Here is a 20902-nt window from a genome sequence, read left to right as displayed (position 1 = left end):
CGGTCTACAGCTAAATGACGCCCATGCCCTCCACCGACCCAGTCGCACCACTTGACGCGCTCTCTCCGGCGGCCGAACCGCCGCCGGTCTGGTTCCTGGTCCCCGAAGGATTCTTCGCGCTCCCCCTAGCCGACGACCCCGGGGAACGCGCAGACCGTGCGCACTCGTTCGTGCGCGAGCTCTACACCCGAGGGGACGAAACCGTCTGGGACCCCGCAGCCCCCTACTTCACGGCGATGGCCGAACTCATGGAGAATACGGGCCTCTCCTATGCCGCAATGGGCCTGTTCTCAACATCCGAGGAGATACAGACCCCTTCGGGTGAGACGGCCAGGCATGACCTGACCGACGGCGCGGCCCAGTGCGCCTTCACCTTGGCCGCCATCCCCACGGACCAGGCCGGCACAGACGCGGACGTCGTCGCTCAGGGAGTTCTCGCAACCCTCTCCAAGGACCCGTACAACGAGGTCGAATGGCTGGATCTGCCGTGCGGCCCAGCAGTTTCGTGCACCACTTGGCGTCAATTCACCATCAACAAAGAATTCTCGGCGAGTGGCGAGACAACAGATCTCGTCACCGCTCAGATCCAAGTCCATGTCCCCTTCCCGACGGGCCCGTTCACCGCCGTCTTCACGCTCTTCACAGCATCCGTGGATCACTGGGCCAAGTTCGTCGAGATACTAGGGGCCGTTCTCCAGACGGTTTCCTTTGCCGAGGACACCGAGGCCCTTACCGAGGATGCACTCACGGAACCGTAGGACAACACCCGACCTGAATCCGAGAGCTCATTTCTCTCGAAGCTCCACAGACACCACTCTGCGAACCCTCGGACCAAAGCCACATGGGAGACGACAGGATGGCAGGATCCGCCAAGCCCCGTCGACGCAGGGCGGCCGCCCCCTCTCTCCAGTACGAGCACCGGCCCGGTAGCCGGTCGGCGCGCGAGGACAAGGGATCCGGCAAGGGCAACGTGCTGTTCGGCTGCCTCGTATTCCTATCCCTTGCCGCCGTGTTCGTCCTGCTCGCCCTTGCGAGTGAGCACTGGGGCGACGACACCTGGAAATGGGCAGCCGACGAATGGCCCGGCGGCACGTACGGTTTCGCGGTGTTCACGGGAGCGCTCGTGCCCTGCGTGCTGATGCTCTTCATCAAGGCCCTCTCTCCGCTGAACAAGACGTTCTGGAGGGCTCACACCGCCCGCTCGATCGGCCGCACGCTGCTGGCCGTCGCGTGCGGAGCGGTGATGCTGCGGCTCGTATCGCTGATCTTCGTCGCCCAGGACACGGGCAAGTGGGGCCGCGGGGCATCGAGTCCGCCCAGCTGGACCTTCCGTACCCAGCCCTGGCTGTGGGCGGTCGGATTCGCGGCGACGGTCGTCACGGCCGCACTGGGGATGACCGTGGCCATGGTCCTCGACGGGCGGCGTACACGAAGCGGTGATCCAAGCCCCGCCAGTCCGCATTGACCCACTATGCGAATGCTCGCGGAAAAGTTCGCTGTGGCGAAAACACACCCTCCACGGCTAGCGTCGGGCGGCATGCAGCAGACCCCGCCGTCCAGTCGGAGTGCCGAGAGCCCCGAAAGCCCCGGGAGCGACGACGGCACCGAAGCCGTCGAGAGTGAGAACGTCTTCGGGCTCATCACGCCCGAGGACTGGTATCGCATTCCGCTCCAGCCCGAGGACCGTCGGGAAGCGTCCGTGAGCGCTCTGGTGAAAAGGCAGTTCGCAGGGGTGGACGACCAGCCGACGCTTCGGCGGCAGGCGCGGGAGCAGTTGCTGGGCGCGGCCGAGGCGGGCGTCGAGCAGGGCGGCGTGGTGCTCTACCTGTCGTTCCTGGAAGCGGCGGGGATTCCGCTGTCGGCCTCCCTGTTGATCTCGCGCCTGCAGCGGCGGTTCGACGCCCTCGACACGGTCTCGGCGCTGTCCGACAAGGGCGAGACCTCCCAGGTGCGTCTGCCGGCCGCCGGGCGGGCGGTCCGTCGACGGCGTTCGGAACGCACCCGGGAAGCGCGGCGGCTCGGCTCCGAGTTCGAGGACACCGTCGTGGAGTACTTCGTCCCCGTACCGGATCGGGACGAAGTGCTCATGCTGACGTTCAGCACCCCGTTGGAGCCGATCGCTGACGCGATGGCGGAACTCTTCGACGCGGTCGCCAGTACTCTGCGCTGGCAGAAAAAGGACTGACAAAACAGTGGAAGCACGGGGGTAGCACGGATGGGTGACGAGCGGCTCAGAGTCTCCACCGACGATCTGCACACGGCAGGTGTGGGACTGCGGACGGTGGCCACGGAGTTCGAAGGGCTGGACAAGCTCCTGGACGCCTACGACCGCCGGACCGTCGGCCACAAACTGCTGCAGGAGCGGCTGCAGGAGTTCTCCGACGGCTGGAACGACAACCGCGAGAAGATGATCGAGGAGATCAAGGGGCTCGGCGAGGTGGCCAAGACGGCGGGCGAGGCGTACACCGAGATCGACGATCAGCTCTACAAAGCTCTCATCGGCAAGGACAAGAAGTGACGCGCCCCGCCGACCACCGCTGGGAGGTGCTGGGCGAGAGCGCGGACCCGGTGCCCGGCAGCGTGGACGACCTCAAGGCGCTCGCCAAACGCTTCACCGCCACCGCTAAGACGATCTCGGACTCCGCCGCCGCGCTGCGCCGCCTCGGCGACCAGAAGAGCTGGGACTCCAAGGCGGGCCGGGAGTTCGCCGAGAAGGCCGACGACACCGCGAAGACCGTGAGCAAGGCGCACAAGCGGTACGAGGAAGCCGGGATCGCGCTGAAGGAGTACCACACGGCTCTTGAGGAGATCCAGGAGGACGCGGACCGGCTCCTGGGGCAGGCGGAGACGAAGAGCGGAGACCTGACGACCGCCAAGTCGAAGGCGGACACCCCGCCCAAGGACACCGACAAGGCCGGGCAGAAGAAGCTCGACGGCGCGGTGACGGATCTGCAGGGCGACCTCGACGGCCTGCGCGACAAACTCGCCCCGCTCAAGACCCGTCACAACACTGCGGGCAACACCGCCGCCAAACGCATCCACCAGATCACCGAGGGCGACGACCTCAACGACTCCTGGCTGGACGAACTGCGCGACACCCTGAAGATCGTCGCCGACATCGCGGGAGCCGTCGCGGCCGTCTGCGGGCTGGTGGCGCTCCTGGTCGGCTGGATCCCGGTCATCGGGCAGGCGATCGCAGGTGTCCTGGGCACCATCGCACTGATCGCGACCGCCATCTCCCTGGTCTGTCATCTGCTCCTCGCCATCAACGGCGACGGATCGTGGGGCGACGTCGCCATGGACGTACTGGGCCTTGCGACCTTCGGCATCGGCCGGGTCTTCTCCGCCGGCGCCAAACTCGCCGCCACGGCCGGCCGCAGCCGGGTGTGGACCGCGGCGGCCCAGTACGTACGCGGCTGGAATCCCGGCCTCAACGCGGCCGCACGACGCGCTCTGGTCGTCGAGATGGTCGGTGCGCGCGCGGGAGCGACCGCGTCGGCCGCCGCGCCCAACGTGGGGCTCGGAGCCGCCTTCAGGGGCCTCGGCACCTCCTTCGCCGACGACCTCGGCACGATCCGCGGCAACTGGCGGGACCTCCTCAAGGTCGGCGACAACGTCTCCGCCGTCCGTGACGCCTGGCGCGCGGGCGGTGCGCGTGGCCTGGCCAGCATGTACGTGGGTCCGGGGATGGTCGACGAACTCTCCCGCATCAAGAACATCGACCCGTCGGACCTCAGCATCATCGGTACACCCGACGCGTTCAAGCAGGCCATGCAGTACAACTCGTGGGCGCTCGGGGCGACGGGAACGGGGGCGACCTCCGACACCAAGAGCTTCATCGGCCTCTTCGGCGGCGACGACATCGACGTGACCGGCCCCGATGCCTCACTGGCGGGAAGGTAGTCACCGATGCCCAGCACCGACACTGCCACGGAGACCGCGGCGGCCGACTGGCAGCAGTGCCGCGTCACGCTGCCCGCCGCGCACAACTGGCTCGTACTGGACCTCGCCACCCCACGGCCCGGCGAGTGGGCCCGGTCCGCAGCCGACGAGCACTTCGCGGCGGACGTACCCGACGACCTGCGGACGGCGTTCGCCCAGGACGTGCTCTGGTACCGCGACGTCGCCGCCCGCCAGAAAGCGCTCTGCGCCGCGGTCCTCGCGCCGCAGGACGGAGGCGTGGCCGCCTTCTACTGCGTACGGGAACTGGCGGGCATCCCCGCCGGGTCGCTGAGCCTGGACGTGCTGCGCGCGGAGGCGGAGAGCGCCGAGGGACCGTTCTTCCGGCCGCCGGAGATCACGGAGGTGGAGCTGCCGCTCGGGGCCGCGCTGCGGGTGCACCGCCTGGAGCCGACGGATCCCGACGCCGACAGCGGCACGGTAGTGGAAGGTGTGGCGCACTACGTCCTGCCGCGGGCGCATCCCACCGCACTGGAGTGCCGCCTGCTGTGGGGAGCCCTGGGGCTGGGTGAGGAACTGGGCAAGGTGGCTGACGAGTTGGCGGAGTCAGTCCGACTCGTCTGAACCCTCGTCCTGCCCGCGCGCCCGGCCGGGGGCAGTGCCCTGCGAAGGGCCCAGCAGTCGCTGTACGCCGCCGAGGCCGAACCGCTCCCACGGCACGAGTGCCAACGGCATCCAGCTGAAGCCGACGACGAAGACGCTCACCAGAGTGGTCGCTCCCTCGGGCAGGAGCCGGCCGAGCTGCGCCACGACGACGGAGACCAGCAGCAGGTAGACGCCGAGGAGGAGGGTGCCGAGTACCTTCAGCAAGGCCTCACCGGTTCCGATCCTGGGCTTCTCATCGGTCCCCCGGATCGCGGCGAAGACGGTCAGCGGCACCAGCAGGCCCGCCAGACCGCCGGCGCCGATGCCGCCGACGACCAGGGCGTTGCGTCCGTCGTCCGGCACCGCCGACGACAGGAACGAGTCGTCCGCCAGGCCGAGGGCCAGGGCGACTCCGACGTAGCCACCGAGCGTCATGGTCGCCAGCACGAACAGCAGCCCGGCGCCGAAGGCGATGTTCCCCGCGACCGACCGCCCGGAGCTTTGTACCCGAGGCTTCCCGGCCCCTGATCCGACAGACATGGACTCTCCCATTCCTCACGGGGTTCGGACGAGGATAGCTGGCGAGGGCGACCATGAGGCAGGGCCGTCGGCGGCAGAGACGTCGCTGCCGAACATTGGCTGCCCACCAGTTGACGGACGGACTGGGCCGTCGGGTTGCCGAGCCGATGTCTTCAGCGCACCAGTAGAACTGCCCTAAACCTTCACCCTTTTGACGTCAGATCCAGTGCAGCGTTTCCGCCACCGCGTCGAACAGCTCCACCATCTGGTCGGCCAAAGGATCGACAGGTGTCGAGAAGGTCAGGCTGAGCACGTTGCGGGTGGCAGGAATGGGAATATGGAAGGCGACGGTTGTGGTCGGCAAGGTGTTACCCATCTGCACCTCAGGGTCGGGATCCTCCCGGTATCTTTCCCGTGCAGCCTTTCCCGCCACCGGGAGGTCGACCAGCGCAACGTATTTGGCGGGCGTCTCCAAATATTCCGCCAGCTGATGAACAGTCGCGTTGCGAGGCCAGGAATCAGGCGGGGAAATAGATACCAGAAGCGAGGAGGCCAGAGGGACATCTCCTACTGTCAGGGTCGAAATGTATAATTCGATTCCACCGCGCTGGAATGCCGTCTTCGCCTGCTTCTGCAAATCACGCATCACCCGTTCCTTGACGTGCGGAGCATTGTCCATACCGCGGAACTGCTGATCGGCAAGAGCTATAATTCCCTGGTCTCGGAGTTCGGGCTCCAGCCGGATTTTGAACCAGCCGTCCGGGACGATCAGACCGTAGTCCTTGGGAGGGTATTCCCAATCGTTTGCGTCACGCACGGAAATCCTCCCCGTCGGACTGCACCGGTGCGACACTCAGCGAGTCAATCATGCTGTCCACCATGTGTGCGAGCTCCTCGGAATACTGCACCGTCGTCCACCGAACCGTCACCAGCACCACGTCGTCATTGACCGCAGGGCACACGGCATACCTGATGAACTCAGACAAGCGGCCTCGCCCGAAGAGTTTTTTCTCCTTCATCATCGCCTGCACCCGGGCAGCGGGACCCGCCGGCAGATCCAGGAAGCGCACGTCCGAGTCGCCGACCACCTCTATGTTTTCCCATTCGAGAAGCATGGGCTGAATATCCACCGGCGTGGGCTGCACACCCTCATCACCGAATACAGCGAGTTCCAGATCGGCGATACTGACCCCAGAGTCCGTATAATAAGCGCCCGCTACGACCGCCCCGTTCTCGTGGGCCTCCATCGCCGCGCGAGCCATACTGTCGACCAGTGATGCCTTCTGCACAGCCAAACTCAGCGGATTGAACTGAGCAACCCGAGCAGCAGCCAATCTCTGAGCTGCCGCCTTGGATCCGTCGGGCAACGTAAGGTCCGCCCAGCCCGGCCCAAGGTCGAGTGAATACCTGTACTCAAGGTCGTCGCTACTCATTTACACCTCTCAGCTCTCAGCCGGGTAGCAAGGGATTAATTTCCGGGTCTGCCGCGAGGCCACCGACAGTGATCACGGATCCAGTAAGAGAGATAGCACTTGCCCTACTGGAGATTTTATTGATGGCAGAGATCTCTGGAAGCTCCTTCGCGGCAATTTTTGCCGCGTTTACCTCAGCAGCCACTCCAGAATCCAGGAACGTGAAGGATTTGAACCCTCCTTGCGCTCCGAAAGTCTGCCTCATGCCCCTCCATGACTCAGGCCTGCCCAGGACCTTGAGGTTGCTCAACGAACCCTTGAGTCCGGACGGCGAGAGGAGATGGTCTTTAAAAGGTTCTCCAAATGCCCTGAGTTTTTCCCTGCCGGTGAGGCTGGACCTCTGTCCCGCAAGTCGGTTCAGTTTCTGCCTGTCCCGCTTGGCGATATTTCCCGCTGCACGCGCTCCTGGCCTGCTGACAGCTCTCTGAAGTCTGGGCAGCGTTTTGGCGAGATACTTTCCGGCATACTTACTGAAGGCCTTACCGACACCTGCCGCGAGAAACCCAAGGGCTGCCACACCAAGGTCCATCCAGTCCGCGTCACCTCTGGCAAATTGAATCACCGTACAGACGAGCCCGATGAGACTGGCAGTCATGGCAATCGTCCCCAGCAACCCTGCAAGCGCCTGCCCGATGATCGGAATCCAACCCACAAGCATGGCAGCGATACCACAAGCTGTCGCGATTTTCGCCGACCAGTTGTTCACGGCATCGAGGAAACTGTCCCAGAAGCCATCCTTCAAAGAATCATGCGCGATGATGTCACCGATGGCCTCGCGAGCCTTCCTTGCCGCATCATCCCGAATGCGTTTCGCAGACTCGACTTTCTCTCGGGCCGCCTCGATATCGCCGGACGCCAGGTCCAGCTTGCCTTCCAGCTTTTTCTTGTCCTCTTTTTCGTTGCTTCCCGAGAGGCTGTCGATATTCTTCTGGGTCGCACTCTTCCTTTCATCCGCCTCTCGCGCTTCCTTCAACGCCGAATCGGCGATCTTCTGTGCTCGATTCAGATCGGATGCATAGTTCGTCGGCGGGGCAAGCAACTGGTCCTGATAGCCGCCACCCACCTCGTGGATGGTGGAACCGATTGCGACGGCCGCCGCATCGTACCTTTTATAGGCGGCCTCCAGTTTCCCTTGGCTGCCCTCGGCCTTTTTTCGGAACTCCTTTCCGGCATCAGAATCCCATGAGTCGACCTTCGAAATCGCTTTGAGGTTTCTGACCTGTCGACCGAGCTCGTCCGCTGTCTTCCGCAGCTTCTTTCCGAGCCCCACGAGCTGATCCGGATCGCCGGGAACAGGGTCGGCATCCGCCAGAGGATGCCAATCGCGCGGTCGCCCACTCATCTTCGCTACCCCCGCTTACTCTTCTTCGGTTCCTCTGCACCGCGAATCGCGTCCGCCAACTGCCGGTCGATTGCCTCGTACGCCTCTGCAGCAGCTTTCGCGATCTGAGAGAGCGCGTCGATTTCTTCCGTCAGCTCTTTCCGACTCAGCTTCCAGTTGTCGACGAAGTCTTCGAACTTTTCCTTGAGATCGTTCTCCCCAAAATCTTCGTCGTACTTTCCTTTGAGATCCTCAAGGCCGTCGAATGACTTCTTGATGCTGCCGAGCCCTCGACCCATGCCGCGAATCACCTCAAGGTCTTCGATTCGCGTATATTCGCCCACAGTCACCCTGCCCCCGCTTCGAGTCCTGCCATCAACGAAACGTCCTCAACGCAAACTGGTGCAGCAGGGCAATGTTCCGCCCCACCGCACCAGTTCACACGATCACCGGGCAGTCCCACCCACCAAAGGCAGCGAACCACCCAAAAGGGCAACCTCAGCCCTTGACACCCTTGGCCAACTCGTTGTCCAAGTCCTCGTACGCCTTCGCAGCGCTCGTGAGGAACTTGGACATGCCCGTCAGGCCGTCGATCGTGTCCTTCGCGCCCTTCTTGAACTCCGTGAAGGAGTCCTCGAAGGCCTGCGAGCCCTTGCGGGTGGTGTAGCCGTCCTTGACGAGGCCCTGGATGTAGCGCTCAAGGGCGTCGAGCTTCTCGTCGATCTTGTCCTTGGCGTCGGTCAGCTTGGTAGCCGCCTTGTGCATCTCGTCATATGTGATGTCTGCGTCTTTGCCGCCGGCCATGTGGCGTCCTCCGAAACAAATCGACTTGCCGCAGGGCCAACCCCCGTGGCTCCCGTTGCGGATGATGCGATCGTCCGCTGAGCATGCAGCTTACGCAGGACGCTTGCAGCAGCACACCCCGGTTCCGGCAAGAGCCTTCAGGGAACCGGCACATACGCCGTTGCCTGTGGGAAGGGTGGAGCGGATATCGTCACGGGTCAGTACGCGGGTCAGTGCACGGGGCGGTATTCGGCAGCCCCGAGCTGGCAGCAGGGGTATACGGGAGGACGATCGTGCGCCTGACTCTGACCGTCGTCGATCCGCTCGGCGGCGCCAGCGCCGACGTGGTGCTCGACGCGGATCCTGAGTCCTCCATGGGGGACATAGCGAAGGAGCTGGCCTCACACGTCGGCTACAGCGGTGGGGCGCAGATCATCCCCATCGGCCAGCAGCACGGGACGCCCCCGGGCGGCGGCTCCCCGATCGTCTACGTCGACGGCCATCCCGTCGACCCGGGCGCCACCGTCGGGACCTCCGCGCTGCGCGAGGGCGCCGTCGTCAGTCTGTACGATCCGGCCGGCTGTCTGCCGGGCGAGCCGACGGGGCTCGTCGAACTGCGGGTGGCGAGCGGGCCCGCCGCGGGCGCCGTGCACCGGCTCGGCATCGGGCGCTACGACATCGGCAGCGGCCCCGCCTCCTACCTCCGCGTCGACGACCCCGAGCTGGCCGCGCGAGCGCTCACGTTGTCAGTTGCAACGGACGGAACCTGCCAGCTCGCCCTCCACGGGGAGGACAAGGCAAGCGTCACCCTCGACGGTGAGCCCCTTGAGGAGAAGGACGGGAAGACCACGGCCGACTGGCCTCTCGGCGCCCAGGTCGCCGTCGGCAACACCCTGTTCGAGCTGGACCGCTACTCCCCGCCGAACGCCGCCCTGAAGTGGTCCGAGGACGGCACCGGCCTCGACTACAACCGGCCGCCCCGGCTCCAGCCCCCCGAGCGCCAGACCCGGTTCAAGCTGCCCGCGAAGCCGCGCGACTTCGAGGCCCGGCCGCTGCCCTGGCTGATGGCGGTGACCCCGCTCGTCGGCGCCGTCGTGGCCGTGATGATCTTCGGGCGCTGGTACTACCTGATCATGGCTCTGCTGAGCCCGGTCATCCTGTTCGGCAACTACTTCATGGACAAGAAGCACGGGCGCACATCCCATGCGAAGCAGGTCAAGGAGTACAAGGAGCACAAGGAGCGGATCGAGAAGGACGCGCAGGACGCCCTCGTCGACGAGCGGCTGGACCGGCGGCAGGCCGTGCCCGACCCGGCCTCCGTGCTGTCCCTGAGCACCGGCCCCCGCACCCGTCTGTGGGAGCGGCGCCGCACCGACGCCGACCATCTGCTCATCAGGGTCGGCACGGGCCAGCTGCCCTCCGAGGTCGTGCTCGACGACCCCGAGCAGGACGACCACAAGCGCGAGGTCACCTGGCAGATCGAGGACGCCCCCGTCGCCGTACCGCTGCGCGAACGCGGTGTCGTCGGCATCGCGGGACCCGGCGACTCGGCGCAGGCGATCGGACGGTGGATCGTCGCGCAGAGCGCCGTGCTGCACAGCCCGCTCGACGTCCAGTTCTACGTCCTCACCGAGAACAGCGCCCAGCAGGCCTGGGACTGGGTCCGGTGGCTGCCGCACTCCCGGCCCTCCGGCGCCCAGGACACCAACGTCCTGATCGGTACGGACGCCGAGACCGTCGGCGCCCGGATCGGCGAGCTGACCCAGCTCCTGGACGCGCGTCAGAAGGCGGCCAAGGAGAACGGCCGCCAGACCAACTTCACCGACCCGGACATCGTCGTCGTCTGGGACGGCTCCCGGCGTCTGCGGTCCATGCCCGGCGTCGTACGGCTGCTGCGCGAGGGCCCCGCCGTCAGCATGTACGCGATCTGCCTGGACGCGGAGGAGCGGTTCCTGCCCGGCGAGTGCCAGGCCGTCGTCATCGCCGAGCCGAAGCCCAGGGAGCGGGAGAAGCCGCAGGAGCGCGGCGCCTCCGGGGCGGTCCCGGCCGTCGCGCCCGGCCTCGGCTATCAGGCGGGATCCAACGGCTTCCCCTCCTTCCAGGCCTGGCACACCGCCGAGGCCGACGACCGGGAGGAGGGCGAGGAGAAGCCGCTCGAACTGCGGCTGCGCGTCGAGCAGACAGGCACCGCCCGGGTCAGGAACGTACGGCCGGACTTCGTGTCGTCCGCCTGGTGCGCGCGCCTGTCCCGCGCCCTGTCCCCCATCCGGGACATCAGCGGCGAGACGGAGGACTCGGCGCTGCCCGGCTCCAGCCGGCTGCTCGACGTCCTCCAGCTGGAGCCGCCGACGAGCGACGCGGTCGCCGCTCGCTGGCGCATGGGCGGGCAGTCGACGATGGCCGTCGTCGGCGAGTCGTACGACGGGCCCTTCGGCATCGACATCCGGCGGGACGGGCCGCACGGCCTGATCGCCGGAACGACCGGTTCCGGAAAGTCGGAGCTGCTGCAGACCATCGTGGCGGCGCTGGCCGTGGCCAACACGCCGGAGAACATGACGTTCGTCCTCGTCGACTACAAGGGCGGCGCGGCCTTCAAGGACTGCGTCAACCTGCCGCACACCGTCGGCATGGTCACCGACCTCGACGCCCACCTCGTCGAGCGCGCCCTGGAATCCCTCGGCGCCGAACTGCACCGCCGTGAGCACATCCTGGCCGCCGCCGACGCCAAGGACATCGAGGACTACCAGGACCTCGTACGCCGCGAGCCGTCCCACCAGCCGCTGCCGCGCCTCCTCATCGTCATCGACGAGTTCGCCTCGATGGTGCGCGACCTGCCCGACTTCGTGACGGGACTCGTCAACATCGCCCAGCGGGGCCGTTCGCTCGGCATCCACCTGCTGCTCGCCACCCAGCGGCCGAGCGGTGTCGTGTCGCCCGAGATCCGGGCCAACACCAACCTCCGTATCGCGCTGCGCGTCACGGACGGCGGCGAGTCCAGCGACGTCATCGACTCCCCCGAGGCCGGGCACATCTCCAAGAACACGCCCGGCCGCGCGTACGTCCGGCTCGGTCACGCCTCGCTCGTGCCGTTCCAGTCGGGACGCGTCGGCGGCCGGCGGCCCGGAGCCACCGACCCCCGGCTCCTCGCGCCCTGGGCGGGCCCGCTGGAGTGGGCGGACCTCGGGCGGGCCGCGCTGGTCAAGCCCAAGGTCGAGGCGCGGGAGGAAGAGGAGATCACCGACCTCAAGGTGCTCGTCGACGCCGTCCGGGACGCCAACCGCTCGCTCGGCATCCCCTCGCAGCACAGCCCCTGGCTGCCCGCGCTCTCCGAGACGCTGCTGCTCGACGAGGTCGAGGTGCCCGCCGCCGCGGCGCTCGCACCGGGGAAGCTCCCTCCGGCCCCGTACGGCGTCGAGGACATCCCCGCCGACCAGGCCCGCCGTCCTGTCGTCGTCGACTTCTCCTCCTTCGGGCATCTCATCGTGGGCGGCGCGCCCCGCAGCGGCCGTTCGCAGATCCTGCGGACCCTGGCCGGCTCGATCGCCCGTACGCACTCCTCGTCGGACGTGCACCTCTACGGCATCGACTGCGGCAACGGCGCCCTGAACGCCCTGACGCGGCTGCCGCACTGCGGAGCCGTCGTCGCGCGCAACCAGACGGAGCGTGCCGTCCGGCTGATCACCCGCCTCAAGGGTGAGCTGACCCGGCGCCAGGACCTGCTGTCCGACAAGGGGTTCGCGGACATCGGGGAGCAGCGGGCGTCCGTCACCGAGGAGGAGCGGCTGCCGCACGTCGTCGTGCTGCTCGACCGGTGGGAGGGCTGGCTGCCGACGCTCGGCGAGTACAACCACGGCGAGCTGACCGACGAGCTGCAGACGATGATGCGCGAGGGCGCGAGCGTCGGCATCCACCTCGTCGTCACCGGTGACCGGCAGGTGCTGCTCGGCCGGATGGCCTCGCTCACCGAGGAGAAGTACGGTCTGCGGCTCGCCGACCGTTCCGACTTCACGATGCTCGGCATCAACGCGCGCAAGGTGCCGGAGGAGATCCCGCCCGGTCGCGGCTTCAAGAACGAGTCGGCCATCGAGACGCAGTTCGCGCTGCTCTCCGACGACGTGAGCGGTCAGGGGCAGGCCGCGGCGCTCGCCACGATCGGTGAGGCTGCCGCCGCCCGGGACGCCGAAGTGCCGCGCGCGCGACGCCCGTTCAGGGTGGACTCGCTGCCCTCCAGGATCGGCTTCAGCGAGGCCTGGGAGATGCGGGATCCCGCGGTCGCCCAGTCCAGGCTGTGGGGTCTGGCGGGCATCGGCGGCGACGACATCATGGCGTTCGGCCCGGACCTCTCGCAGGGCGTGCCGACGTTCGTCGTCGCGGGCCCGGCGAAGTCCGGCCGCAGCACGGCCCTGCTGAACCTCGCCCGCTCCTACCTCCTCCAGGGCGTACGGCTCGTCATCGCGACCCCGCGCCCGTCGCCGTTGCGTGAACTCGACGGCCAGGACGGGGTGTTGAAGGTCTTCACCGACGACGACATCGAGAGTGACGACTTCAACGAGGCGATCGAGTCGGCGAGCCCGGAGGAGCCCGTCGTGCTCATCGTCGACGACGGCGAGGTCCTGGAGGACGCGGACTGCGAGCGCGAGCTGAAGCGGCTCGTCCAGCGCGGCGCCGACCGCGGCCTCGCGCTGGTCATCGGCGGTGACGAGGAGGAGGTGTGCAGCGGCTTCTCCGGCTGGCAGGTCGAGGCCAAGAAGGGCCGCCGCGGCCTGCTGCTCTCCCCGCAGGACTCCGGCGCCGGTGAGCTGATCGGCATCCGTACGACCCGCAGCATGGTCGGCGGCCCCGTCACCCCCGGCAAGGGCATGCTGCACCTGGGCAACGGCGAGACGATCACGGTCACCGTGCCGCTGTAGACGACGGTTGGCCGGAAACGGCGGTGGGCCGGAGGGGTGTCGCACAGGACACCGCTCCGGCCCACCGCCGTTTCAGCCGCCCCCGCTACCCCACCTTCGACATCCGAGCCACCGGATCCCCCGCGTCCGCGTTGTCCGTCTCGTAGCGCAGGTCGTCGCCGGCCGGGATCAGGCGGACCTCGTGGCGGCCCGTCGTGCACTCGGACGTGGTGGACGGCTTGGCCACGCTCGTGGCGGTCAGCTGTCCGGCCGTCACCTTCTTGAGGTAGAGGTCGGTGTCGCAGGTGCCGCCGATGAGGTCGGTCTGGCGGAACGTGCCGAGCCGTTCGCCCTTCGCGGCCTGACCGACCGTCACCCGGAAGGTGCCCATGGGGAGGTTGCCGTCGAGGGCGAAGCCGTCGCCCTCCCAGGTGCCGAGGTACGACGTGGGGATCGCGCCCTCACCGCCGGTGGGGGCGGTACTGGGGGTGGCACTGCCCCCGGTCGAGGGTCCCGCGCTGGCCGCGGGCGGTTTCCCGGCGGCCCCCGAGTCGCTGCTGTCGCCCGAGTCGGCGCCCGGCAGCAGGTCGAACACGAACACCGAGCCGAACGTCACCGCCGCCAGCGCCCCGGCCACCGCCAGCGCGACCGTGCAGCTCAGCCTGCGTCCCCGGCCGCCCGCGCCCGGCACGGAGGTCGCGGCCACGCTGACGGACACCTTGCCGGGGGCGGGGGAAGGAGCGGGCGAGCCGTCGGCGTCCCTCGGTTCCGGTACGTACGTGGGGGCGGCGCCCGGGTACGGGGTGTGCGGCCCGTTGTGAGAACCGGGGACGTAGGGCGAGTACGGGGAGGGCGAGGGCGAGTGGGACGCGTACGAGGGGTCCGGCGGGCCGAATACCCCGGGCACCTCGGGAACCCCAGGAGCCCCGGGAACCCCAGGAGCCCCGGGCGCCCCGGAGACCCCTCCCTCCCCCGCCGCACCGGCCGGCGAAGGGCCGGCCTCCGCAGGACTGCCCTCCACAGGACTGCCCTCCGAAGAGTTGCCCTCCGCAGGGCTGTCCACCGAAGGCCTGCTGAAGTCCACCACCCCCGACGGCGCCGCCTCCGCCGCCCCGTCCGCCACCTCCAGGTTCAGCAGGCGTACGGCGCTGCGGCTGACCTGTTCCACCAGGGGGCCGGGCAGCCAGCCCGCCGCCACCAGCCGGGCCGCGCCTTCCGGGGCCAGTGCGGTCGCGAGGGCCGCCGGGGAGGGGCGGGCCGACGGGTCCTTGGCGAGGCAGCCGGCCACCAGCTCGCGCAACTCGCCGGTGAGCGCGCCCAGTTCGGGCTCCTCGTGGACCACCTTGTAGAGCAGGGCGGCCGAGGAGTCGCCGGGAAAGGGGGACGAGCCCGTCGCCGCGTACGCCAGGACCGCGCCGAGCGAGAAGACGTCGGCCGCGCCGGTGACGCCCTTGCCGAGGATCTGCTCGGGCGACATGTAGCCGGGCGAGCCGATGGAGACGCCCGTCGAGGTGAGGGACGCCGTGCCGTCGGTCGCGCGGGCGATGCCGAAGTCGATGAGGAGGGGGCCGTCGAGGGTCAGCAGCACGTTCGACGGTTTGACGTCGCGGTGGACCAGGCCCAGGCCGTGCACGGCGGTCAGCGCCTCGGCGAGCCCGGCGCCGAGGACCCGTACCGAGTGGTCCGCGAGGGCGCCGGTGCCGGTGACCGCGGCGGTCAGCGTGGGGCCCGCGGCGTAACCGGTCGCCACCCACGGGATCCGGGCGTCCGGGTCGGCGTCGAGGACGGGGGCCGTGTACGCGCCGCCCACCCGCCGCGCCGCCTCCACCTCGCGGCGGAACCGGGCGCGGAACTCCTCGTCCAGCGCGAAGTGCGGGTGCACGATCTTGACCGCGACGGTACGGCCGCCCGCGCTGCGGCCCAGGTAGACGCGGCCCATCCCGCCAGAGCCGAGCCGGCCGAGCAGCCGGTAGGGCCCCACCACCGTGGGTTCATCGACATCGAGCGGCCGCATGCGTCCGCACCTCCCCCGTCCCCCGTAAACCCGTGCACGTGTGTCTGCCGTCCCCCGGGTGTGTCCCCCGGACGAGCCGCACGCACTCCAGCAGGGTAGTGCCGCGCGCCCCGCGCACTCGCGGCCCGGCAGCTCGGGGCCGGAGGGTACGGGGCCGGACGGCCGGGGCCGCGGCTCACGGCTCCAGCAGGTCGACCTTCACGTCCGCCGGGAAACCGGTCGTCGGCCCGACCCGGCGCGCGAACTCCGTGACCGCCTCCAGCTGCGGCGCGCCGAAGCGGAAGTCGAGCGTCGTGAAGTAGCGCTCCAGGACGCTCTCGTCGAAGGCCTCCCAGCGGGCCGCCTGCTCGGCGACCTTGCCGACCTCCTCCAGGGACAGGTCGCGGGAGGCGAGGAAGGCCTCGTGCACCTTGCGGGTGAGGACCGGCTCGCGTTCCAGGTAGTCGCGGCGGGCGGCCCAGACCGCGAAGACGAAGGGCAGGCCCGTCCACTCCTTCCACAGGGCACCGAGGTCGTGCACCTGGAGGCCGTAGCGCGGGCCGTCCAGCAGATTGGCGCGCAGGGCGGCATCGCCGATCAGCACCGCCGCGTCGGCCTCCTGCATCATCAGGCTGAGGTCGGGCGGGCAGGTGTAGTAGGACGGCTCGACGCCGTACCGCTCCGACAGGAGGAGCTGCGCGAGGCGTACGGACGTACGCGAGGTCGAGCCGAGGGCGACCCGGGCGCCGTCCAGCTGGTCCAGGGGGACCTGGGAGACGATCACGCAGGACATCACGGGGCCGTCGCAGCCGACCGCGATGTCGGGGAAGGCGACCAGCTCGTCGGCGTGCTTGAGGAACTCGACGAGGGTGATGGGCCCGATGTCCAGATCGCCCCGTACGAGCTGCTCGCTGAGCTTCTCCGGGGTGTCCTTGGTGAGTTCGAAGTCGAGCAGCGTGCCCGTTCTCGCGAGCCCCCAGTACAGGGGCAGGCAGTTCAGGAACTGGATGTGGCCGACGCGCGGCCGTGAGCGGCGGGCGTCGGGACGCCCCTCGGGAGACTCAGGAGAATTGTCCACATCGCGAGGCTAGCCCCCATGCGGTACGGTGCAGGATCCAGGGTGCCCGAGCGGTGTACGAAACCGTCCCGGCCTCCCGTGTCAACCCCTGTGACACCGAGTGATACCGCTACGTCAGCCCCTTCGGCGGGCCCGCCAAACTTCCGGGTGACGTGATCTTGCCCTCTATTGCTTTCGGCTGCCCTCCTGGGTAAGGTCGTCCGCAAGTTGCAGTTTGGTTTCCCTTGCAGTACAGAGCCTGCGGAGCATGTGACCGCGGGCTCTCGTCGTTTTCAGACGAATGCAGTTGTTTACAAGGTTTTGTTCACAAGCTTTTGTTTACACCTTGCAGGTTCTGGAGCAGGGCAACCCTTTGGGCCCAAGGAGGGCTTATGGCTACCGGAACCGTGAAGTGGTTCAACGCCGAAAAGGGCTTTGGTTTCATTGCCCAGGAAGGCGGCGGCCCGGACGTCTTCGTCCACTACTCCGCGATCAACGCGAGCGGATTCCGCTCCCTCGAAGAGAACCAGGCGGTTACCTTCGACGTGACCCAGGGTCCGAAGGGCCCGCAGGCGGAGAACGTCACCCCCGTCTGATCCTTCGGCTGAGTCCGGGCTCCCCGAGCCCGACACTCTGATCCGGAACCTAGAAGCAAGACCCAAGGAGCCCCACACCGTCAGGTGAAGGGGCTCCTGCCTTTTTCCCCTCGCGCCCCCGTATCCCCTCGCGCTCCTCGCGCTCCCCCGCTTCCTCCCTGCCGGCTACTCGCTGCCGAGTGCCCCGTCGTACATCTCCTCGATCTCCCCGGCGAACTCCCGGGTCACCACCGCCCGGCGGAGTTTCATCGTCGGGGTCAGGTGGCCGGCCGTCTCCGTGAAGTTGAGGGGGAGGACCGTGAAGCGGCGGATCGATTCCGCGCGGGAGACCAGGCGGTTGGCGTCGTCGATCGCCCGCTGGAGCACGGTGAGCAGGTCGGGGTCGGTGGCCAGCGTGGCCGGCGGGACCTCCGCGCGGCCGGTCATCCGGCACCAGTGGGCCATGCCCTCGCCGTCCAGGGTGACCAGCGCGGTGACGTACGGGCGGTTGTCGCCGATGACCACGCACTGGCTGATGAGGGGGTGCGCGCGGAGCCAGTCCTCCAGTGGCGCGGGGGCGACGTTCTTGCCGCTGGTGGTGATCAGGATGTCCCGCTTGCGGCCGGTGATCGTGAGATAGCCGTCGTCGTCCAGCTCGCCGATGTCGCCGGTGGCGAACCAGCCGTCCTGGGCGGCCGGGACCAGTCCGCCCGCCTGCGGGTCCCAGTAGCCGCGGAACACCTGGTTGCCGTTCAGCAGGACCTCGCCGTCCTGGGCTATCCGCACCCGGGTGCCGGGCAGCGGCCAGCCGACCGTGCCGAGGCGCGGCCGGTGCGGGTAGGTGAGGGTCGCCGCGGCCGTCGTCTCGGTGAGGCCGTAGCCCTCGTACACCTGGATGCCGGCGCCCGCGTAGAAGGAGGCGAGGCGGCGGCCGAGGGGGGAGCCGCCGCAGACCACCTGGCGGACCTTGCCGCCGAGGGCCGCGCGGATACGGCGGTAGACGAGGGGGTCGTAGAGGGCGCGGGCCGCTCTGAGTTTCGCGCTCGGTCCGGGGCCGGTGCCGTGCTGCTGGGCCTCCAGCGCCTCCCCGTAGCCGCGGGCCACCCGGGCGGCGCGGTCGAAGGAGGCGGCGCGGCCCATCCTCTCGGCGGTCGCGCGGCCGCTGTTGTAGACCTTCTCCAGCACGTACGGGATGGCCAGCAGGAAGGTCGGGCTGAAGCCCGCGAGGTCCGCGAGGAGTTCCTCCGTACGGATGCTCGGCGCGTGGCCGAGGCGTACCCGGGCGCGCATGCACGCGACGGCGACCATCCGGCCGAAGACGTGGGAGAGCGGGAGGTACAGGAGCGTGGACGCGGGCTCCTTGAAGGTGGACTTGAAGACGGGGTGGAGCAGTTCGACGGCGTTGTCGACCTCGGCGAAGAAGTTGCCGTGGGTCAGCGCGCAGCCCTTGGGGCGCCCGGTGGTGCCGGAGGTGTACATGACCGTGGCCAGCGAGTCGGGGCCGAGGACCCCGCGGCGCACGGCGACCTCCTGGTCGGGGACGCCCCGGCCCAGCTCGGCGAGCCGGTCCGTGTGCCCCTTCTCGAAGATCCACACGTGCTGGACGTCGGGCAGCCGGTCGCGTTCGGGGCCGAGCGCGGCGGCCTGCGACACATGCTCGACGGCGATCGCCACCGCGCCCGAGTCCTGGAGGATCCAGCGCGTCTGGAAGACGGACGAGGTCGGGTAGACGGGGACGGTCACCAGGCCCGCGGCCCACGCGGCGAAGTCCAGCAGCGTCCACTCGTACGTCGTACGCGCCATGATCGCGAGCCGGTCGCCGGGCATCAGGCCCTCGGCGATCAGCCCCTTGGCGACCGCGAGCACCTGCTCGGCGAACTCGGCCGCCGTGACGTCCTGCCAGCGGCCGTCGGGGCCCTTGCGGCTGAGCACCGGGGCGTTCGGCACCTGGTCCGCGTTGTCGAACGGGATGTCCGCGAGCGAGCCGTGTGTCACGGGGAGGATCAGCGGCGGGACCGAGACCTCTCGCACGACCCCGTCCAGCCGCCTGACCTCGGGTTCCGGCAGGGCGGGCTGGGGGCGGGATGAGGGATCGCGGGACACGGGCGGCTCCTTACTCTCGTACTGCTCCCATTACGGACCCGTGAAGGGGCAGGTTCACCCAGGAAACTGGGGGGCTTGTGTGCACAAGAGTGAGAGGTTGGTGCGCGTTCGGACGGCTGTTCATCTTTTGCCGAAGGTGTGGGCATGGATGGGCGTCGCACCTGGCGGGGCGCGCGGCCGGGCGCACGCCCGCCGTCTCACGGGCGCCTTACGGGCGTCTTACGGGCCTTGCGGGCGTCCCCGCGCAGGCCTCACGGGCGTTCGAGGATCGCCGTCACGCCATGGCCGCCCGCCGCGCAGATCGAGATCAGGCCGCGGCCGGGGCCCTGGCGCTCCGCGAGCAGCTTCGCCAGGGTCGCCACGATCCTCGCCCCGGTGGCCGCGAAGGGGTGGCCGGTCGCCAGGGACGAGCCCGCCACGTTGAGGCGGGCCCGGTCGACCTGGCCGAGGCCCTGCTTCTCCCAGGCCGCCAGGGTGGCGAGCACCTGCGACGCGAACGCCTCGTGCACCTCCACGAAGTCGAAGTCGTCGAGGCCTAGCCCGGCCCGCTCCAGCATGCGCGGCACCGCGTGGGCGGGCGCCATGAGCAGCCCGTCCTCACCGCCGGCCACGTCCCCCGCCACGAAGTCGACGGCCGCCGTCTCGTACGCCGTCAGATACGCGAGGGGCGTCAGGCCGCGCTGCGACGCCCACGCGTCGCTCGCGAGGAGCACGGTGGCCGCGCCGTCGGTCAGGGGCGTCGAATTACCGGCCGTCATGGTGGGGTTGGGGCCCCGGACGCCGAACACGGGCTTGAGCGCGGCCAGCTTGGCGACCGTCGAGCCGGGGCGGAGGTTCTGGTCCCGCGCCAGCCCGCGGAAGGGCACGACCAGGTCGTCGAAGAAGCCGCGTTCGTAGGCGGCGGCGAGCCGCTGGTGGCTGGCTGCCGCCAGTTCGTCCTGCGCCTCGCGGGTGACGGCCCACGTCCGGGCGGTGACCGCCGCGTGCTCCCCCATCGACAGTCCGGTACGCGGCTCCGCGTTGCGCGGGATCTCCGGGACGAGGTGGCCGGGGCGGACGCGGGCGAGCGCCTTCAGCCAGGCGCCCGCCGACTTCGCGCGGCGGGCTTCGAGGAGGATGCGCCGCAGCTGGTCGTTGACGCCGAGCGGGGCGTCGCTGGCCGTGTCCGCGCCGCCCGCGACGGCGGACTCGGTCTGCCCGAGCGTGATCTTGTTGGCCGCCGCGACGACGGCCTGCAGACCGGTGCCGCAGGCCTGCTGGATGTCGTACGCGGGGGTGCGGGCGTCGAGCCGCGAACCGAGCACGGTCTCGCGCGCGAGGTTGAAGTCACGGCTGTGCTTGAGCACGGCACCGGCCACCAACTCCCCGACCGCGCCCGGCCCTTCGAGCCCGTAACGGTCCACGAGGCCGTCGAGGGCCGCGGTCAGCATCTCCTGGTTCGAGGCGGTGGCGTACGGGCCGTCGGAGCGGGCGAAGGGGATGCGCGTACCGCCGACGACCGCGACGGGGCGCGGCTGCGGCATACGGAGGGGGCCGGCGGCGGGGACGGCCCCAGGGGCAGGGGCGGGGGTGGATCCGACGGCACGGAGCGGCCGGGGTGCGCGACTGGGTTCGGCGGGGCTCATCTCGACCTGCTCCCTCACGG

Annotated in this window: 18 protein-coding genes; 8 read left to right on the top strand and 10 right to left on the bottom strand. The window is 69.0% G+C overall.

Annotated elements, in window-relative coordinates:
- Nucleotides 1-23: 23 nt before the first annotated feature.
- From ACFWGJ_RS02260 to ACFWGJ_RS02235, 6 genes are all read left to right on the top strand, one after another.
- Nucleotides 24-758, top strand: a complete 735-nt coding sequence (locus ACFWGJ_RS02260) for a hypothetical protein (protein ID WP_381832601.1) — start codon at nucleotides 24-26, stop codon at nucleotides 756-758.
- A 98-nt stretch (nucleotides 759-856) separates the two neighbouring features.
- Nucleotides 857-1465, top strand: a complete 609-nt coding sequence (locus tag ACFWGJ_RS02255; RefSeq protein ID WP_387320342.1) for a hypothetical protein — start codon at nucleotides 857-859, stop codon at nucleotides 1463-1465.
- A gap of 72 nt (nucleotides 1466-1537) precedes the next feature.
- Complete coding sequence (locus ACFWGJ_RS02250; RefSeq protein WP_387320341.1) at nucleotides 1538-2185, top strand: hypothetical protein; 648 nt, start codon at nucleotides 1538-1540, stop codon at nucleotides 2183-2185.
- 30 nt (nucleotides 2186-2215) lie between these two features.
- Complete coding sequence (locus tag ACFWGJ_RS02245) at nucleotides 2216-2518, top strand: hypothetical protein (RefSeq protein ID WP_366782212.1); 303 nt, start codon at nucleotides 2216-2218, stop codon at nucleotides 2516-2518.
- Entirely contained in the window at nucleotides 2515-3903 is a 1389-nt protein-coding gene (locus ACFWGJ_RS02240) for a hypothetical protein (RefSeq protein WP_387320340.1), read from the top strand. The genes ACFWGJ_RS02245 and ACFWGJ_RS02240 overlap by 4 nt, the downstream gene beginning before the upstream one ends.
- Before the next feature lie 6 nt (nucleotides 3904-3909).
- A complete protein-coding gene (locus ACFWGJ_RS02235) occupies nucleotides 3910-4524 on the top strand; it encodes a hypothetical protein (protein ID WP_387320339.1) in 615 nt (204 codons plus the stop codon).
- Here ACFWGJ_RS02235 and ACFWGJ_RS02230 read toward each other — a convergent pair.
- The 6 genes from ACFWGJ_RS02230 to ACFWGJ_RS02205 form a co-directional block, all read right to left on the bottom strand.
- Complete coding sequence (locus ACFWGJ_RS02230) at nucleotides 4507-5085, bottom strand: hypothetical protein (RefSeq protein WP_387320338.1); 579 nt, start codon at nucleotides 5083-5085, stop codon at nucleotides 4507-4509. The genes ACFWGJ_RS02235 and ACFWGJ_RS02230 overlap by 18 nt on opposite strands.
- 196 nt (nucleotides 5086-5281) lie before the next feature.
- Nucleotides 5282-5881: a hypothetical protein gene (locus ACFWGJ_RS02225; RefSeq protein ID WP_381833607.1), complete on the bottom strand. Its 600-nt coding sequence runs from the start codon at nucleotides 5879-5881 to the stop codon at nucleotides 5282-5284.
- Nucleotides 5874-6497, bottom strand: coding sequence for a hypothetical protein (locus ACFWGJ_RS02220; protein ID WP_381833605.1), 624 nt, complete (start codon nucleotides 6495-6497; stop codon nucleotides 5874-5876). Before ACFWGJ_RS02220 ends, ACFWGJ_RS02225 begins: the two co-directional genes overlap by 8 nt.
- A gap of 16 nt (nucleotides 6498-6513) precedes the next feature.
- A complete protein-coding gene (locus tag ACFWGJ_RS02215; protein ID WP_387320337.1) occupies nucleotides 6514-7806 on the bottom strand; it encodes a hypothetical protein in 1293 nt (430 codons plus the stop codon).
- A 77-nt stretch (nucleotides 7807-7883) separates the two neighbouring features.
- Nucleotides 7884-8207, bottom strand: coding sequence for a hypothetical protein (locus ACFWGJ_RS02210; RefSeq protein ID WP_387320336.1), 324 nt, complete (start codon nucleotides 8205-8207; stop codon nucleotides 7884-7886).
- A gap of 148 nt (nucleotides 8208-8355) precedes the next feature.
- Nucleotides 8356-8661 carry a WXG100 family type VII secretion target gene (locus tag ACFWGJ_RS02205; protein ID WP_328495768.1) on the bottom strand — a complete coding sequence of 102 codons (306 nt, stop codon included), beginning with the start codon at nucleotides 8659-8661 and terminating at the stop codon, nucleotides 8356-8358.
- 272 nt (nucleotides 8662-8933) lie between these two features.
- Here ACFWGJ_RS02205 and ACFWGJ_RS02200 point away from each other — a divergent pair, with 272 nt between their 5' ends.
- The gene (locus ACFWGJ_RS02200) at nucleotides 8934-13550 is read left to right on the top strand and encodes an FtsK/SpoIIIE domain-containing protein (protein WP_387320335.1); all 4617 of its coding nucleotides are present in this window, start codon (nucleotides 8934-8936) and stop codon (nucleotides 13548-13550) included.
- An 85-nt stretch (nucleotides 13551-13635) separates the two neighbouring features.
- Here the strand turns inward: ACFWGJ_RS02200 and ACFWGJ_RS02195 are convergent, their stop codons facing one another.
- Nucleotides 13636-15543, bottom strand: coding sequence for a protein kinase (locus tag ACFWGJ_RS02195; RefSeq protein ID WP_387320334.1), 1908 nt, complete (start codon nucleotides 15541-15543; stop codon nucleotides 13636-13638).
- Between the two features lie 175 nt (nucleotides 15544-15718).
- The gene (locus ACFWGJ_RS02190; RefSeq protein ID WP_387320333.1) at nucleotides 15719-16600 is read right to left on the bottom strand and encodes a menaquinone biosynthetic enzyme MqnA/MqnD family protein; all 882 of its coding nucleotides are present in this window, start codon (nucleotides 16598-16600) and stop codon (nucleotides 15719-15721) included.
- A gap of 371 nt (nucleotides 16601-16971) precedes the next feature.
- Between ACFWGJ_RS02190 and ACFWGJ_RS02185 the strand changes: the two genes are divergently transcribed.
- Complete coding sequence (locus ACFWGJ_RS02185; protein WP_033319512.1) at nucleotides 16972-17175, top strand: cold-shock protein; 204 nt, start codon at nucleotides 16972-16974, stop codon at nucleotides 17173-17175.
- Nucleotides 17176-17340: 165 nt separating this feature from the next.
- Here the strand turns inward: ACFWGJ_RS02185 and ACFWGJ_RS02180 are convergent, their stop codons facing one another.
- Together ACFWGJ_RS02180 and ACFWGJ_RS02175 are read right to left on the bottom strand one after the other, a co-directional pair.
- Nucleotides 17341-19257 carry an AMP-dependent synthetase/ligase gene (locus tag ACFWGJ_RS02180; RefSeq protein ID WP_387320331.1) on the bottom strand — a complete coding sequence of 639 codons (1917 nt, stop codon included), beginning with the start codon at nucleotides 19255-19257 and terminating at the stop codon, nucleotides 17341-17343.
- 251 nt (nucleotides 19258-19508) lie between these two features.
- On the bottom strand, nucleotides 19509-20780 hold the full coding sequence (locus ACFWGJ_RS02175; RefSeq protein ID WP_387320330.1) for an acetyl-CoA C-acetyltransferase: 1272 nt from the start codon (nucleotides 20778-20780) through the stop codon (nucleotides 19509-19511).
- Nucleotides 20781-20902: the final 122 nt, after the last annotated feature.

The sequence above is a fragment of the Streptomyces sp. NPDC060205 genome (assembly GCF_042728395.1).
Taxonomy (GTDB): domain Bacteria; phylum Actinomycetota; class Actinomycetes; order Streptomycetales; family Streptomycetaceae; genus Streptomyces.
This window is presented reverse-complemented; position numbering and strand designations above follow the sequence as displayed.